Genomic DNA, 17,327 nt, shown 5'->3' on the forward strand with positions numbered 1-17,327 from the left:
ATAAGCTTAAAATATATAATAGAAGAAAGCCTCCGAATCAAATTCGGGGGCTTTTCGACTTGAGCATTGATATGTATATTATCTGCCGTCAAACGTAATCAGTTTGTTCACGAATTGTTTGAGTTGCTGGCTGGTTTCATTCAGCTGTTCAATGGTACTCATGAAATTGTTGACGAGTTCCGCCTGTTCCTGCGAGCTGGCGGTAATCTCTCCAAGCTCATTTTCCATCATATGAATGGATTGCCGGACAGCGAGGAGGGATTCCTCAATTTGGGTAGTGGCTTGCTTGGTATCTACCGACAGTTTGCGGATTTCCTTCGCAACGACGCCGAATCCTGCTCCTGCATCACCTACACGGGCAGCCTCAATGGCGGCGTTTAACCCGAGCAGGTTGGTTTGTTCGGAGATTTCCCGAATGAAGCTCGCAACCTGAGTTACGTTTCCTGATTTCTGTACAGCTTGTTTGGAGTTATTCCGAATTTCCTCAGTCGTGGCGCTCAACTCCTCGGAATGTGCAGCCACATGCTGCACGCTATCAATAAGCTGATTGGTTAGATGCTCTGTCGCTTCCATGAGTTGTTGTAGCTGAGCCTGGTCATCCATGCTGTAGAGCAGATTGAAAATGGCAATGACCTCACCCTGTTCGTTTTTGATCGGCAAGTACGATACATCAAATGGAACTCCGAATAATTCCTTGGGGTAATGATCGAATTGCTTCTCCGTCGTGCCTTTCAGATCGGCAAAATTACGGTTGGGTTCAAGCAAAGGGTCTCCCGCTTTGAATTCCAATTGTTTTAAGGACTCTCCTGCAGAGAAGTAAAGGAACTTCTCCCGATCAATAATGGAAAGGGTTACATCCTGGCGTATGGTATCACGGAAAAATGGCATGCATGTAATGAGTGCTTGAATAATATCCATAATTGGGTAAATTCCTCCTAAAATGTTTAATATAGAAAAGTACCAAAGTTTATTTTAGTAACCACCTATATATTATATCGACATGCAATAAAGAAGTGAGTAGTGAAAACCGAAAAAAAATTCTCATCGAAAATACACGCAATTCATAATCTGCGTATTTTCAATGAGAATATCGAATGGCATCATGCTACAACGACTCCAGGCTCACTGTAACAATTTTTTGTTCTCTTAACGTCGCCTGCACATCCACCAAGCGCTGATTGCGGCTGCCCCGAAAAGGTAAGGACACATCCCGTTCGGCAGCCACGTAGGGGCCATCTACAATGACATCACACAGCCGAGCCAGTTCAGCCCGTACCGGATCTGCAACAAGCTCTTCATAGGTAAATCCCGTATAGGCCCACAACGTCCGGTCAGGGCATGCATCGCGGAAACGGCGAACCCAAGGGAGGCATTCCTCTGCTGAGAAAAAGGGATCACCTCCGCATAATGTAACCCCATCCAGCAGGGGATGGGCAGTTACCTCATGCAAAATCTGCTGCTGCCGCTCCTCGGTGAACAGTTCCCCTGCCCGGAAGCTCCATGAATCCGGACTGAAGCATCCTGGGCAGGCGTGGCTGCACCCGCTGATAAAGAGGACAGCTCGGAGACCAGGTCCTTCATTTATGGACTCGGGAATATAACCGTACAGATTCACCTGTGTTTCACCCGGTCCCGCACTTCTGCCTGTTTTGCAGAATTGAAGCGCACCTTGTAGTCACCGGTAAGATAACCGGTGACCCGGCGCAATCGCTGAAAGTGCACGTGGTCCTCGTGTGCTTCACACCCAGGACATACATCACCGATGACGCCTTCGTATCCGCATGCCGGACAGCGGTCAATCGGGTGATTAATGGAGAAATATCCGATATCCTGTGCGAGTGCATATTGAACAATACGCTGAAATGCACTGGTATTGGCCCGTACGTTCCCATCCAGTTCAACATAGGAAATGGCTCCGGCATTACATAGCGTATGGAAGGGAGCCTCCAGTTCAATTTTGCGATAGGCTGGCAGGGTGTAATAGACCGGAATGTGAAATGAATTTGTATAATATTCCCGGTCATTGACCCCAGTAATGAGGCCGTGCCGTTCGCGATCAATCTTGGTGAACTTGCCGGATAACCCTTCGGCAGGCGTGGCGAATAGCGTAACATTCAGGTTATGCTGTTCACTCATGCGGTCACAGAATTCACGCATGGTGCGGATAACGTTCAACGCTTCACGGTGGATATGAGGGTCCTGTCCATGGTGCCGGCCATACAGAGCGGTCATGCATTCGGCAAGCCCGATGAAACCAATGGACAAGGTGCCATGCTTCAACAGTTCGGCTACCGGTTCATCTGGTGCGAGCTGCTCACCGCCTTCCCACACACCTTCCCGCATCATGAAATCAGATGCCTTGGCAGGTTGTGCCGTTTGAATACGATAGCGGTGCAGCAGTCCGGAAGCAGCGCGTTCCATCACCTTTTCCAGTGCTTCATAGAATCCCGTACGGTCAGCGACGGCCCGTGCGCCCTGACAGATGCCGTGGTGAATGCCGAGTTTGACCAGATTGATGGTGTTGAACGAAAGATTGCCTTTACCGCTCTGCCGATTGCGCCCGAAACGGTCTGCCAGCGTACGTGTACGGCATCCCATGGTGGCGATGATGGTATCCGGATCTTCAGGACGATAATAAGGCAGGTTGAATGTTGCATCCACGTTGACAAAGTTCGGATACATGCGCCGGGAAGAGCAGGTCACGGCTAGACGGAACAAGTCGTAGTTGGGTTCCCCTTGAGCCTGGTTAATTCCCTGTTTGCACTGGAAGATATGCTGTGGAAACACGGGGGTCTCCCCGCCGCCAAGGCCGCGGATAGTTGCTTCCAGCAAGGAACGGGATACAAGCCTGCCTTCGGCTGAGGTGCATAGTCCGTAGTTCAGTGAGGTAAAAGGAATCTGTCCGCCTGCCCGGCTGCTCATGGTATTCAAATTGTGAATCAGGGATTCGGCAGCCTGTCCAGTCTCCAGTTCTGTTTCCTCACAGGCAAAAGCGAAAGCACGCGGGCATGCTTCCCGTGCCAATGAACTATCCAGATGCAGATGCTCGTCGTCAATCCGTGTGTGCTCTCCAAGCAAACGCTGTCCTTTGCGATAATGTTTGCGGAAGGAGCGCTGTACATAAGGAGCCAGATCCCAGTCAATTTTATTGGCGGATACCCCGCCGTACTGACTGTTTTGCTGTGATTGAAATATGATGGCGACGAGCGCCATTGCAGACATGATGGTCTGCGGCGTACGCACGGAGCCGTTACCTGTATTGAAGCCGGAGGCAAGCAGTCGATCAAAACGGGATAAAGATACAATTGGTTGTTCCAAGCGCATACTGATCCAGATCATGAACGTAGAGATCTCCATTCTCCACAGATGCAGCAAGCTCTTCCGGCAGCACATGACGAAGAGCATGCCACTTGGCGGTCTCCGAGCCGAGCCTGCTCATTTTGCCGCTGAACGAATCGCCATTGAGGTTAGCGTTCTCCCTCAGTGTGTCCGCGTCTTCTGCGCCAATAATTCGTCTTCCCAGGTCGGATAATAGATCGGATGCCGGTGGAGTGGCATACTCAAGCAGGTTCATGTGAGATTCCTCCCAAATATTGATTTTTATTATCGGTCATTTCAATTAAACACTATATGTAGACTTGCATTATCCATTTATAAACTATATGTGGATTTTTGGGTGTGATCATTCTCACACTGTAACCTTCTACAGGCAGGAACTGCTGCGGGTGGAGTGGATAAAGGTTTTCAAAGTGAACTGGGAAGAGTATAATTCCTATTTACGCTGTACTCGGGATAAGCTTGGATTTCATACACTATGATTCTCTTGGGCTTCTATGGTGTTAAACATATATGTACATGTTGTGACAGTTAATTCAAGAAATTTGACCCTCATATACAGGACAGATTCATTTTGAGATAGAGATGTAGACATACAGCTAAGATTTGAGGGGTGGATCATGGGAACGGCAGGGATTACGAGAGGCTTCTATGAAAATGTACAGGAAGCAGCGTCCCACATCGTGGACGTGTTAAGCGGTGTATTGAAGGTCAATACGATCTTTGTTGCCACCAATGACGGGATGACCAATGTCATTTTGGAAGCTTTCAATCGAAACGAGGAACTGGTTGTCAGTGGCAGTGAACTTCCATTGGATTCTTCCTACTGCAGTCTGGTACTGCGTAATACGAAAGAAAACCTGACCATAACGGATACTGCAGCACATCCGCTGACTTGCTCAATGGATGTAACCAAGGCGCTCGGTAACCGTTTTTTTGTGGGCATACCCATTATGCGGCGCTCGGGTGAAACTTTTGGGACGATCTGTTTAATGGACAAGCCGGGCTATGTAGTTAGTGAAACAGATATGAAGACATTGAACGCCATGGCTGTATTTCTAGGGTATGTCGTTGATTTAGAGAGTAATTTGCTTATTCAGAAACAGAAACTGAACGATACGGAGCAGCTGAAGCAGCAGCTGCAGATGGAGAAGGAACGTGCAGAATCGGAAGCGATGACGAAGGCGCAGATGATCTCGCTGATGAGTCATGAGATTCGCAACCCGCTCAATGGCATTCTTGGATTAACTGATCTGATGCGCACACCGAATATGCCCGAAGAGCATGTGGAATATGTGGACATGATCGAGACCAGTGGCAACATCCTCCTGTCTTTGCTGAATAATATAATGAACTTTAACATTAATGAAACAGGTAAAACGGTAGTTCATGATGATCCCTTTGATCTGGTTTCCACTATTGAGAGTACCGTGTATTTGCATGCCGGGCAGGCGCTGGAGAAAAGAATTGAGCTGGGCCTGAACCTTGAAATGAATATCTCTCAGGTATTCATGGGTGATGAGGTCAAGATCGGTCAACTGCTCGCAAATGTGCTCAAATATGCCATTGATGCAACACGTACAGGTTCCGTACTTGTTACGGCAGTCGTAGATGGTCAGAATGTGGATGAGGCGGGTACGTTACTGCTTCATATTAAATATACGGGTCGAATGCTGACATCTGACAAAAAACTGCAGGCGTTTAATACACTGGACGGAAATGTCAGCATTCAAAAGCTTGTGGGCACCAACCTCGGTTTAGCTGTCAGCCAAAATCTCGCCATTCTCATGCATGGCCGTATTGAGGTGACCAGCCTGGCTGAAGAGGAGACTGAATTTCAGATCAGGCTGCCCCTGATGAGGCACTGGGAACTTCCACAGCTTAAAGGCATACAAGAGCGATTGAAAGGTAAGACGGTATTGCTGGTCAAAGCTCCCGATATTCTGCAGGGGGTATCTTCCCTCATGCGCAGGTGGGAGATGGATGTGAATATGACATCAGACACAAGTCAGGCAAAACACTGGTTGGAAGATGGATTTGAACCTGAAATTGTGGTTGTTGATATGGGGTTAGAGCCAGACAAGGTCATGAAGTTTATTCAAGAATTAAAGGGAATGGCACAACAACTGCCCATCATCATCCTGGTCCCCTACGGCATGCATATGGCTCCTCAGGAGGCGGGGAGCGTTAATGCTGTCTTGACCAAGCCGGTTAGACAGTTGGACTTGCTGAACGCACTGAGCGCGACATTGCACCGGGCATAATAAAATATAAGCACAGCGTACCTAATCAGGTACGCTTTTTTTATTGTATACGCAAAGAGTGCACCTCAAATCCGATCGGTTTATTTATCCGTTTTCTTTTGTTAAATCCCTTTTCATCCACGCTGGTTACGATACAATAGAAAAGTAAGAATCATACTAATTAATCTAGAGGAGGATGTGCATTCAATGGAATACCGCAGATTGGGTGGAAGCGGACTGAAAGTAAGCGAGATCAGCTTGGGCAGCTGGCTGACGTACGGAGGATATGTGGAGCGTGAAAATGCGGTGAAGTCAATTGAAACCGCATTCGATGAAGGCATCAACTTTTTTGATACAGCAAACGTATACGAGCGCGGCGCGGCGGAAGAGCTGCTTGGGCAGACTTTGAAAGCATATTCCCGTGATTCCTATGTTCTTGCAACCAAAGTGTTCGGCAAAATGGGCGACGGTCCGAATGACCAGGGCTTATCCCGCAAACATATTAAGGAGCAATGTGATGCCAGTTTGAAACGATTAGGCGTGGAATATGTGGACATCTACTATTGCCATCGTTATCATACGGAAACACCGATTGAAGAAACGCTGCGTGCACTGGATGACCTGGTTCGTCAAGGAAAAGTGCTGTACGTAGGCGTAAGCCAATGGACTGCTGCTCAGATGGAAGCAGCGCTGGGTACCGCTGACCGTCTGCTGCTCGATCATATCGTGGTCAATCAGCCGGTCTATAACATGTTTGACCGCTATATTGAGAAGGAGATTATTCCACTTGGTGAGCGCAAGGGAATCGGACAAGTTGTCTATTCTCCACTTGCACAAGGCCTGTTAACCGGCAAGTACACCTCGGCTTCAGATCTTCCGGAGAACTCCCGTGCGGCGAAGCTCGGCTGGGATGAAGGCAAGATCAATGCAGACAAAATCGGAAAAGTGCGTCAGCTGATTGAAGTAGCGGACAAGCTGGATCTGAAGGTTGGGCAGCTGGCACTTGCTTGGATTTTGCGTCAAACCAATGTGTCCAGTGCACTTGTAGGGGCAAGCCGTCCGGAGCAGGTGAAGGAGAATGCTGCTGCTTCAGGTGTGAAACTCGATTCAGCTATTATTGAAGAGATCGAGCAGATCCTGTCTTAGTGGTTAGCAGCCTTTCAAGGTGTAATTATGCAAACTAAATCGTAAAAAGGATGCCCCGCAGGCGGATTAGGCTTATCTGCGGGACATCCTTTTTGGTTTTTTAAGCTAGAGCAAACGATTGCCAATAAGCACCTTGGATCGCTTCGGAATGGCGCAGACCCGATTTCTCCCGGTATTTTTGGCTTCATATAATGCACGGTCTGCCTGCTCGAAGAAGTCAGCGTCATCCCGCTCATCGCAATGATCCGGAAAGACGGCTACCCCGATCGAAATGGTCAGGCGAATTGTTGTGCCATCCGGCAGAGCGAAGAGATACTTTTCAACAGACTGGCGGATGGATTCAGCGATGGCCAGGGCTTGATGATTGCCGCAGTCCAGCAGCAGAATCGCAAATTCCTCACCACCGTTACGTGAGACCATGTCAGCTGATCGCGAATGTTCGATTAGCAATTGCCCCAGCTGTTTCAGAACAGCATCTCCAGCGCTGTGACCGTACGTATCATTCACTTTTTTGAACCGGTCGATGTCAATGACGAGCAGGGAAAGCTTCTGTCTGTTTTCCCGGGCACGCTCCAGCTGCAGTTCCAGGGATTTCTCAAACTGACGGCGATTGCTGAGATTGGTGAGGTGGTCAGTGGATGCTCTGCGTTCCAGAAGGAATAACATCTCATTCGATTTATTAATAAATTCGGCGATAAAGTATATAAAGATCCCACCGATAAAAGAAATCGTCATTTGTAACGGATATACTTTCATTAATGAATTCATGCTGCTGGAATTCAACACCAGAATCACAAAGATCAGTGTTATGCCCAGCAGGTTCATCGTTATGATTTTGGTTAATCTTGACCAGGAAGCATAGGCAAAATATACACCGGATAAACCGATTAGTGTCATGACGAAACCGGCATCAATCGCTGGAGACGACAAGCCAAACATGGCAATGCGCAGGATGGAGATGACAAGTCCAGAGATGACTGATGCCAGACCTCCCAGATACACTGCGGCTGTAACTATCGCAAGATGGCGCAGGTCCACAATGGTATCTTCATTAAGAGGGAAGGAATAGTTCATCAGCACAGTACCATAGATACCAAACAGGAAGCCGCCGATCATCTGCACACGTAATGAGGGGAACGGGACACGAATGTTATAGTATTTGGCAATAATTCCGGATATGTACATGAATGTGATCATGACACAGATATTAATAAAGAACGTGCTTAACAATGAACAGCCCTCCTTTAACGCACATTACTATATTTTATCTGAAAAAGAGCACAGTAGCGAACCATATTATAGCAAATGTGCAAGCGAATTGCTGGAAACGGTTTATTATTAATATAAGTTTTCTGGAAATGAACTCGTATTGACTTCATTATACATTAAGATTTATACTTAATCTAAATCAAAATGCGTTTCAACGTTTCTGGGAATCATAGCGATCGATGGATTGCTGTGTCATCGTATATATTTTGGAATGGATTAATAAAGGAGAATTGCCGTGAAAACTCTAAATCTGACGATACAAAGACAGGCCGTATATGATGTAGTACGCCACTCGGAAGACCATCCGACTGCAGCAGACGTGATGAACCGTCTGGTCGAACAAGGCTATAATCTGGCCTATGGCACCGTATATAATTCGCTGCGTTATTTAACGGACAAGGAATTGATCCGAGAGCTTAAGCTGGGTGAGACCGCCAGCCGGTATGATGCCCGTATGGATGACCACCAGCATATTATGTGTGAAGTCTGTGGCAAAGTGGATGAGGTTATGACAGAGGTCCCTTCGGCGTGGATGCAGCAGGTGGCCGAGGAAACCGGATATGCAATTGATCACGCTCATGTGGTCTTTGGAGGTGTCTGCGGGGAATGCAAAAACAAACGGATCAAGTAAAAATCAGGATGTCTGAACGTCGTTTACCGCTGCGGGTCAAGCCGGCTCTTGCTGATCCGGCTCCCTTTGTGGAAGCTTGTCCTGTCACACGGCGTGTCATTCTGATCAGTCCGATGCCAGGCCAGGTTCATGAACTGGTCAAAGCGTTGACGGACAGCTGCTTCGATGTATTGGTGTTTCATCGCTGGGAACCCGATCTCCATGAACGGCTGGTATTTGATCTGTTGATCTATGATCTGTCAGTGGCTGGAACGATTGATGCGTTCGCCGGTATCAGCAGCCGTTTGAACCGGGAGGCAGAGCATATGGCACCTTGCCTGTATCTGGTGGGCGAGAATATGATAGGGAGCGCGAGCGGACCCATGCTTCAGGAAGAGCTGCTGGTGTGGCCAGCCCGTCCGCAGGAAGCACTGTACCGGGTACAGCGCATGATTGGCAATAGTCCGGTTACGCCCAAGCGCGGCTTCTTGCCCGAGGAAGGACAACGGATCAGCTTCAAAGACTTGTGGCTGGACCGTGAGCGGATGAGTGTTCAGCGGGACAACGAACGGATTCACTTGACGAAGACCGAATACGATCTGCTGCTGAAGCTGATTGATGCCAAAGGAGCTGTCATTTCCCGGGAGGAGATGCTGAGCGATATTTGGGAGACCGATTTTACGGGTGGAAGCAACGTAGTCGATGTTCATATCAAAAGCTTGCGCAAAAAGCTTGGGGATAACGCAGCTTCCCCGCAATATATTGTTACAGTAAGAGGAGTGGGCTACCGCCTGGCGGATTAGTCCGCTTTTTTTTTATTTCCAGTTATTTATAACATAAGCAGATGTTCATCCTTCATTCATGAAACGATCAGGATACTCATGATAACCTCATGCGAAGCTCATGCAGACTTTCTATGGGACATGTTAGAATCATTTTAACAGTTAGATCAAGTCTAAATGTATATTTAAAGCATTGACGAATATGATTTAAATAATAGATACAGCAGGCATGAGGAGGATGCAGAAATGACAGAACGTATGACAACTAACCAAGGGGCACCCGTGGGTGATAACCAGAATTCTCGCACAGCAGGCAGAAGAGGACCCACTCTTCTTGAAGATTATCATTTGATCGAGAAGATTGCCCATTTTGACCGTGAACGTATTCCGGAACGGGTAGTGCATGCCAGAGGTGCTGGAGCTCATGGGGTATTCACCCTGGAGAACAGCATGAAAGAGTTCACCAAAGCAGATTTCCTGCAGGAGCCCGGAACGGAAACACCTGTACTGGTCCGTTTCTCCACGGTAATTCACGGGACGGGTTCGCCAGAGACTGCACGTGATCCGCGCGGGTTTGCAGTCAAGCTATACACGCGGGAAGGCAACTATGATATTGTCGGTAACCACCTGCCTGTATTCTTCATCCGTGACGCGATGAAATTCCCGGATATGGTGCATTCCCTGAAGCCTGCGCCAGATACGAATATTCAAGACCCTGCACGGTATTGGGATTTCATGACCCTTTCACCTGAGTCCACACATATGATGACGTGGTTGTTCTCTGATCTGGGTACGCCTGCGAGTTACCGTGAGATGGATGGATTCGGCGTGCACGCGTTCAAGTGGATCAACGCGCAAGGCGAAATCCACTATGTGAAGTATAAGTGGGAGTCTGCGCAGGGAGTGCGCGGCTTCTCTCGTCAGGAAGCGTCTGAAGTGCAAGGCCAGGACTTCAACCACGCTACCCGGGATCTGTATGACCATATCAAAAACGGCCAGTATCCGCAGTGGAAGCTGCAGGTACAGCTTCTGAAACCGGAGCAGATGGATGATTTCTCATTTGATCCGCTTGATCCAACCAAAACCTGGCCGGAAGATATCATTCCGTTTCAAACGGTAGGAACCATGACCCTGAATCGCAATCCGCAAAACTTCTTCGCCGAAGTAGAACAGGCGGCTTTCTCGCCAAGTGCATTGGTGCCTGGGATTGAGCCATCTGAGGATAAACTGCTGCAAGGACGCCTGTTCTCCTATCCGGATACCCAGCGTCACCGGCTTGGACCAAACTATCTGCAGATTCCGGTGAACTGCCCGTATGCACCGGTTCGCAACCATCAGCGCGATGGGCTGATGAATGTGAATCAGGATCCCTCTCCTGTGAATTATGAGCCGAACAGCTCCTCCAGCAGTCCACAGGAAGATCCGGCATACCGGGATAGTCAGATGCCGCTGCACGGTCATGTTACACGGGAGAAAATTGAGAAAACCGATGATTACACACAGGCAGGCGAATTGTTCCGTTCCTTTACGGCCGAAGAACAGAATAATCTGCTCGATAATCTGATTAATGACCTGAAAGGTGTTCCGGCACAGACGCAGATGCGTGCATTATGTCACTTCTTCCAGGCTGACGGACAGTTTGGTGGACGTCTGGCTCGTGGACTTGGTGTAGATATCTCGGCATACATGCCATCGGCAGACCGCAAATAAGAGACATTATTAATATATTTTCATAGCGTGTAGGAAATAAAATTAATACTGATAAGGCTGGGCATAACTGCAGGGAATGCAGGACTGTCCAGTCTTTTTGCTGTCTTTGCAGCCGAGCTGGCTTCTCATATACTCTCCCAGGTGATATTCTGAAATGGAAAACAAATTTACAAATCATTTACAATGAATAGCTGACATAGAGGTTGACTTCTCGTTTGAGGGCACTACAATGGGTAGTGTGAGGGGTGTCTGAACATGAAAATACACAATTTTAAAGTGGGTGAGCGTGGGCTGAATCGTTTTTTTGGCCCGCTGGAAGCGAAGATTATGGATATCTTATGGGCGCGTCCAGGCAGCAGCATCCGCGAGGTGCAAACAGCACTTGAACAAGATAGAGATGTTAATTTCAATACTGTCATGACGGTTATGAACCGGCTCGTGGACAAGGGACTGCTTCGCAAAACACAGAAGGGCCGGACGTCACTGTATCACCCTGTACAGAGCAAGGAGGAGTTTATGAACGACCAATCGAAGGAGCTGTCGCATGAACTGGTAGACGAATTCGGTGCACTTGCAGTGAGCCACATGCTGGATGCACTGGATGAAGCCGACGCGGGGTTGATTGAACGTCTGGAGCAGAAGATCAAACAATGGAAAAAGGATAGCGACTGATATGTGGAAGGCCCGCTCGAAACTGTTGTTTACTGTCGGGTTTGGCATTCCGCTACTTGTGTTTATTCAAATGTTTATGTACGCCATGTACAAACTGTTTGGCTGGGATATTCCCTTTAATCTGCTCTGGCTGTGCAATCACTGGATGAGCCGGATGGGCTGGTTGTCGGTAGGCCACTTTTTGATGCTGCTTGTCGTGCTAACTTTTGGAGGAACAGGCTGGCTGTTCATGCATCGAATGATGAAGACGCGAGCAGCCGTGCGCAAGCTCCATGCGATCGAGAACCAAGCAATGTCCAGAACCCTTGAGGTCAAGTATCGTCATCTCAAGCAACCGGGGTTCATCGTCGTGGACAAGCAGTCACCGATTGCTTTTACGATTGGTTTATGGAGGCCTTACATTGTTCTCTCGACGGGGTTGCTCGGTATGCTCGATGCTGAAGAAGAAGCAGCTGTTGTCTATCATGAAGTCCATCATCTATGGCACCGTGATCCGTTGAAGACAACGCTGCTGTCGGTGTTTGCCATGATGATGCCGTATATTCCTGTTTTGAAGCATACTTCGAAACAATATCATATCGTCCGCGAAATTTTAGCCGATAATGAAGCGATTGAACGTACGGGAAATGCAGCGGGAATTGGCAGTGCCTTGCTCAAACTGATCCGCGCTTGTCCTGAACCATGGCGGGTACGGGAGATGGCTGTGCAATCCTCGTTTGCCGATACGTCGGTTAATGTGCGCATCTCCCGTTTGCTCGATCCGGAACAAGATGTTGAGCTGGCTCTCCCGTGGTTTGCCATATTAATGTCGGCGACAGTGTTTCTGTTGATGTCTGTTTTGTTTGTTTGGTCGATCGGATAATTTGAATGCGATACACTTTAATGTCAAGGAGGAAGATGTAGATGAATAGTAGGAGCGTAGAGATTGGCTTGTTCTTCTTAAGAATCATGATCGGTCTCATCTTTGTATTGCATGGGTGGAGCAAGTTTGAAGGTGGAATCAGTGGTGCGGTAGGTTTTTTTGAGAGCATGGGTATCCCTGGGTTCCTCGCATCCGTTGTAGCCATAATTGAGCTGGCCGGCGGGGCAGCGATGATTCTGGGACTGGGAACACGTGTGTTTGCTGCTTTGTTTATTGTCTTGATGGCAGGGGTTCTGTTTACGGCCAAAGTAGGTCAGCCATTTATTGGTGGTACTGAATTTGATTACCTGACGCTGGCAGGTTCCCTGACCTTGCTATTCACAGGCAGCCGCTTCCTGGCGGTGGATCAGTTTATAGCCAGACAAGGTAAGGTTCGGAATGCAAGTTCATAAGACTCACCGTTTGTAAGCATGTATTTCATTAAAAGCAGGCTAGGCCTGCATCGAAGCCTTTTTCTGCTGGATTGGTTTGCGGGTAATTCTACTTGTGAACTGCTCTGGCAGGAGAAGGTTTTTTGTTTTGGACGCTAAGCCTAAATATTTGGTACAATGAGAATAAGTATGCTACTAAGAAAAAATAAGAACATCAAGGAGGATGTGCTTTATGATTAATGTCATTCCATCCGAAGCCCGTGCCAGCTTCGACCGGGGCTGGCTGCGCGGCAGTCACAGCTTTTCCTTTGGAGAATATCAGGACGCGGAGAACACTGCGTTTGGGCCGATGCGGGTAGCAAATGATGATGTGATTGCACCTGGACGTGGTTTTGGTGCACATCCGCATAGTGACATGGAGATCGTGTCCATCGTGCTGAGTGGCAAGCTTCGTCATGAAGACAATCTTGGCAATGTAGCTGTAACCTCGTTTGGTGGGATTCAGCGAATGTCAGCGGGCAGCGGCATGATTCACACAGAGCACAATGCGTCCGATACGGAAGAGGTACGTTTGCTCCAGCTCTGGTTCATGCCTACGACGAGGGGGCTGCAGCCTTCATATGAGACGACGTCATTCGATCCTGAGGCACTAACGGGAGCGCTCCTGCCTGTAGTATCTCCTGAAGGCGGACCGCGGGTTGCATCCATTCATCAGGATATGACCATATATCTAAGCCGTTTGACTAAAGGTGAGGCATTAACATATAAGCAGGATGAGGGACGCCGCCAGTATTTTTTTGTGATTGAGGGCAAGCTTGGACTGAATGGTGAGCACGATTTGACTGCAGGCGATACAGCGAGGGTAGAACAGACTCAGGTCATGGAATTGCAAGCAGGTGAGGATGCGTTCTTCATGCTCATTGATTTGCCTTAACTGTGTGGAACACAGCATTAATAGACACGAGCAATAAGGGAGGATATACGTCTATGGCACAGCAGGAATGGTTTATGGTTAAACATGGGGTAACCGGGCGAGGTCTGGCGAATAGCAAAACAGATTCCCTGTCCTATCGGTTCCAAAAAGAGGGCAAAGGCTTCATATTCACCGTTACGGGTTTGGATGAATCAATCGTGGAACAGATCATTGAGCTCAGGCAGGAGCTAAACGTCTTTCGATTCGTACAGCGCAAGGATCAACCTCTCCTGAAGCACTGGTACTATGTCCAAGGAGACCGGGTTGCATACGATAAGGATCGTGGTACCCTTACAATTACTGCAAAATCCGAGATTCGATATGTGCCTGAAGATTACTTTGCTGATTAATGATAATACTTAGATGGGTCTTCCATAACGGAAGGCCTATTTCTTTTTGTCTATTTCATATGGCATGTGATGTCTTTCAGGTTGTTTTAGGAAATCCCAGAAATTGCGAAGCCAAACAAGGTTGACATCTGGAAATTAATATAGATATAATTCATATCAATTGATAATGAATATCAATATCATAAGCTGAAGAATAGAGTCATTACGTTGTCTTAAGGCTATCGGTGAGGGGTTTAGTAGAGAGATGAAGTTAGGTTATATGTTGATCGCACTGGCTGTTCTGTCCATCGTTTACATATTTATCGGCAATTCGGACATTTCGCCCCTGGATATATTCCACTTGACCCCAGTGCAGCTGCAGGTACTGCAAGTCAGCCGGTTTCCACGTCTGATCAGCATTCTGGTCGCGGGCATCAGTATGAGCGTTATTGGTCTGATTATGCAGCAGCTGACACGCAACCGGTTTGTTTCGCCTACAACAGCAGGTACCATGGATTCCGCAAGGCTTGGAATTCTGGTGACCCTGATGTGGTTCCCTGGAGCGTCCTCTCTGCAAAAAATGCTGGTCGCCTTCGCCTTTGCCCTGGCAGGTACGCTGATCTTTATGCGAATTCTCGAGAAGGTCAAATTCAAGGACACGATCTACATCGCTCTTCTGGGCTTGATGTTCGGTAACATCGTTAGTTCGGTGACGACCTTTTTTGCTTACAAAAACGATTTGATCCAAAACATTTCCTCTTGGCTGCAGGGTGACTTCTCCACCATCATGAAGGGCCGATATGAATTGATCTATATCAGTATTCCGCTGCTGATTATCGTCTATCTCTTCGCCAACCGCTTCACACTGGCGGGGATGGGAGAAGACTTCGCAACCAACCTGGGCCTGGCGTATCGGAGAGTGGTGAACCTCGGATTGATTCTGGTAGCCATGGTCTCGGCTGTGGTCATTATCACCGTAGGAACCATCCCGTTTTTGGGTCTGGTCGTGCCCAACATTGTCACCCTGTATAAGGGAGATAACTTGCGTGACACGCTGCCCCATACGGCCGTGCTTGGAGCGATATTCGTTCTGGTCTGTGACATTCTGGGTCAATTGATTATTTATCCGTATCAGCTGTCCATCAGTTTGACAGTGGGAGTCGTAGGCAGTGTGCTGTTTCTGTATTTACTGCTTCGAAGAAAGGCAAATGGGTCATGAGAATGAAATATTCAGCGAATACTCTAAAGTTTGGCATCCTGATCGCAGCGGCGCTCATTCTGATTGGTGTGTTTCTGGTCATTCAGTCGGGGGGCAACTGGGACTACATCCTGCCGCGCCGGGGGAAAAAGATTCTGGCCATCGTGCTCACTGGAGCATGTATAGCATACTCAACGGCCATCTTCCAAACGATAACCAACAATCGCATCCTAACACCTGGCATCATGGGACTCGACTCCCTGTATATGTTGTTTCAGACGTTTGCGGTGTTTGTATTTGGAAGCAGTCATATCAGCTTTGTAAATAAAAATCTTAATTTTGCAGTGTCTGTCCTGCTGATGACCCTCTTTGCCCTGCTGCTGCATCAATTCATGTTCAGGCGGGAACGAGGGCGCAATATTTATCTGCTGCTGCTTGTGGGTCTGATTCTGGGAACGCTCTTTCAGAGCCTGTCCTCCTTCATGGAGGTCCTGATTGATCCCAATGAATTTCTCATCCTGCAAGGCAAAATGTTTGCCAGTTTTAACAATGTAAATACGGATCTGTTGATCATTTCGATGGCTTCCATCCTTCTGATCCTGCTGTATGCACGGAAATTCACCAAGTATCTTGATGTTCTGGCACTTGGGAAGGATCATGCGGTGAACCTCGGTGTGGATTACCACTATATCGTGAAACGGCTGCTGCTGGTTGTCATGGTACTGGTGTCCATCTCTACTGCACTTGTAGGTCCGATCATGTTCCTGGGATTGCTGGTGGTGAATCTGGCTCATCAGGTGTTCCGGACACACCGGCATACCGTGCTGATCTGGGGCTCGGTCATCATTGCCGTCGTTGCCTTGGTAGGCGGACAGCTGATCGTGGAACGGGTATTCACCTTCTCGACAACCGTAAGTGTCATTATCAACTTTGTAGGCGGTGTGTATTTCATCTATTTGCTGCTAAAGGAGAGTAAGTCGTGGTAGAAGTCAGAAATGTCTCAAAACAATACGGCGGCGTCCGGGTAGTGGATGACGTATCACTGAATATTGCTAAAGGGAAGATCACGTCCTTTATCGGACCGAACGGTGCCGGCAAAAGTACACTGTTATCCATGATCACCAGGCTCATTGGCAAAGACACCGGTCAGGTTCTGATTGAAGGCAAGGAAATTGAAGGCTGGAAGAGCAAGGAGTTATCCAAGAAAATATCCGTGCTTAAACAATCCAACCATATCAATATCAGGCTGACGGTGGAGGATCTGGTGGCGTTCGGGCGTTTCCCTTACTCACAAGGACGGCTTACACCGGAAGACCACCAGTGGATACAGGAAGCCATTGATTATATGGATCTTGGTCCGTACCGCAAAAGGTATTTGGACGAACTCAGTGGTGGACAGCGGCAGCGGGCGTACATCGCCATGGTTATTGCGCAGAACACCGAATATATCCTGCTGGATGAACCGCTGAACAACCTGGACATGAAACATTCGGTGCAGATTATGAAAGTGCTGCGCAAAATGGTGGACGAGCTTGGCAAAACGATAGTCATTGTCATTCATGACATCAATTTTGCATCCTGCTACTCCGATTATATTGTTGCACTCAAGGAGGGCCGGGTCGTTCAGGAAGGTAAAACGGAGGACATCATTGATACGGAAGTATTACAGCAGGTATATGACATGCATATTCCGGTGCAGGTGATCGATGGACGTAAGATTTGTGTGTACTTTTCGTAAGAAAGTAAAACCAATATAGAGAGTGAGA

16 protein-coding genes and 1 pseudogene are annotated in these 17,327 nt (G+C 48.0%); 13 read left to right on the forward strand and 4 right to left on the reverse strand.

All coding sequences use genetic code 11. The features are described from left to right. Positions 1-78 precede the first annotated feature (78 nt). From ABIC22_RS11565 to ABIC22_RS11575, 3 genes and pseudogenes are all read right to left on the reverse strand, one after another. Positions 79-918 carry a methyl-accepting chemotaxis protein gene (locus tag ABIC22_RS11565; protein ID WP_183523418.1) on the reverse strand — a complete coding sequence of 280 codons (840 nt, stop codon included), beginning with the start codon at positions 916-918 and terminating at the stop codon, positions 79-81. Between the two features lie 187 nt (positions 919-1,105). After that, positions 1,106-1,615, reverse strand: a complete 510-nt coding sequence (gene nrdG, locus ABIC22_RS11570; RefSeq protein ID WP_354480911.1) for an anaerobic ribonucleoside-triphosphate reductase activating protein — start codon at positions 1,613-1,615, stop codon at positions 1,106-1,108. Next, positions 1,612-3,574: pseudogene (locus ABIC22_RS11575) on the reverse strand (anaerobic ribonucleoside triphosphate reductase). Before ABIC22_RS11575 ends, nrdG begins: the two are co-directional and overlap by 4 nt. Before the next feature lie 382 nt (positions 3,575-3,956). Here ABIC22_RS11575 and ABIC22_RS11580 point away from each other — a divergent pair. Then, positions 3,957-5,600, forward strand: coding sequence for a GAF domain-containing sensor histidine kinase (locus ABIC22_RS11580; protein ID WP_354480913.1), 1,644 nt, complete (start codon positions 3,957-3,959; stop codon positions 5,598-5,600). Between the two features lie 186 nt (positions 5,601-5,786). Further along, positions 5,787-6,725: an aldo/keto reductase family protein gene (locus ABIC22_RS11585; RefSeq protein WP_221805814.1), complete on the forward strand. Its 939-nt coding sequence runs from the start codon at positions 5,787-5,789 to the stop codon at positions 6,723-6,725. A gap of 105 nt (positions 6,726-6,830) precedes the next feature. Here ABIC22_RS11585 and ABIC22_RS11590 read toward each other — a convergent pair whose 3' ends face one another. Further along, on the reverse strand, positions 6,831-7,955 hold the full coding sequence (locus ABIC22_RS11590) for a GGDEF domain-containing protein (protein ID WP_354480915.1): 1,125 nt from the start codon (positions 7,953-7,955) through the stop codon (positions 6,831-6,833). A gap of 274 nt (positions 7,956-8,229) precedes the next feature. On the opposite strand from ABIC22_RS11590, the gene ABIC22_RS11595 reads away from it, so the two are divergent. The 11 genes from ABIC22_RS11595 (at position 8,230) to ABIC22_RS11645 (ending at position 17,299) form a co-directional block, all read left to right on the forward strand. Then, complete coding sequence (locus tag ABIC22_RS11595; protein ID WP_127537336.1) at positions 8,230-8,625, forward strand: Fur family transcriptional regulator; 396 nt, start codon at positions 8,230-8,232, stop codon at positions 8,623-8,625. Continuing rightward, positions 8,601-9,407, forward strand: coding sequence for a winged helix-turn-helix domain-containing protein (locus ABIC22_RS11600; protein ID WP_354480917.1), 807 nt, complete (start codon positions 8,601-8,603; stop codon positions 9,405-9,407). Before ABIC22_RS11595 ends, ABIC22_RS11600 begins: the two co-directional genes overlap by 25 nt. A gap of 225 nt (positions 9,408-9,632) precedes the next feature. Then, a complete protein-coding gene (locus ABIC22_RS11605) occupies positions 9,633-11,096 on the forward strand; it encodes a catalase (RefSeq protein ID WP_354480919.1) in 1,464 nt (487 codons plus the stop codon). A gap of 255 nt (positions 11,097-11,351) precedes the next feature. After that, complete coding sequence (locus tag ABIC22_RS11610; protein WP_154894738.1) at positions 11,352-11,768, forward strand: BlaI/MecI/CopY family transcriptional regulator; 417 nt, start codon at positions 11,352-11,354, stop codon at positions 11,766-11,768. A 1-nt stretch (position 11,769) separates the two neighbouring features. After that, positions 11,770-12,630 carry a M56 family metallopeptidase gene (locus ABIC22_RS11615; protein ID WP_354480921.1) on the forward strand — a complete coding sequence of 287 codons (861 nt, stop codon included), beginning with the start codon at positions 11,770-11,772 and terminating at the stop codon, positions 12,628-12,630. Between the two features lie 41 nt (positions 12,631-12,671). Then, the gene (locus tag ABIC22_RS11620) at positions 12,672-13,082 is read left to right on the forward strand and encodes a DoxX family protein (protein WP_354480923.1); all 411 of its coding nucleotides are present in this window, start codon (positions 12,672-12,674) and stop codon (positions 13,080-13,082) included. 211 nt (positions 13,083-13,293) lie between these two features. Next, positions 13,294-13,995 (forward strand): pirin family protein, encoded by a 702-nt coding sequence (locus ABIC22_RS11625; protein ID WP_354480925.1) that lies wholly within the window; start codon positions 13,294-13,296, stop codon positions 13,993-13,995. Positions 13,996-14,048: 53 nt separating this feature from the next. Next, positions 14,049-14,384: a hypothetical protein gene (locus tag ABIC22_RS11630; protein ID WP_354480927.1), complete on the forward strand. Its 336-nt coding sequence runs from the start codon at positions 14,049-14,051 to the stop codon at positions 14,382-14,384. A 244-nt stretch (positions 14,385-14,628) separates the two neighbouring features. Beyond that, the gene (locus ABIC22_RS11635) at positions 14,629-15,582 is read left to right on the forward strand and encodes an ABC transporter permease (protein ID WP_095291052.1); all 954 of its coding nucleotides are present in this window, start codon (positions 14,629-14,631) and stop codon (positions 15,580-15,582) included. Between the two features lie 2 nt (positions 15,583-15,584). Then, entirely contained in the window at positions 15,585-16,547 is a 963-nt protein-coding gene (locus ABIC22_RS11640) for an iron chelate uptake ABC transporter family permease subunit (protein ID WP_153980249.1), read from the forward strand. Next, positions 16,541-17,299, forward strand: a complete 759-nt coding sequence (locus tag ABIC22_RS11645; RefSeq protein WP_354480929.1) for an iron ABC transporter ATP-binding protein — start codon at positions 16,541-16,543, stop codon at positions 17,297-17,299. The genes ABIC22_RS11640 and ABIC22_RS11645 overlap by 7 nt, the downstream gene beginning before the upstream one ends. Positions 17,300-17,327 lie beyond the last annotated feature (28 nt).

The organism is Paenibacillus sp. PvP094 (assembly GCF_040546835.1).
GTDB lineage: Bacteria > Bacillota > Bacilli > Paenibacillales > Paenibacillaceae > Paenibacillus > Paenibacillus illinoisensis.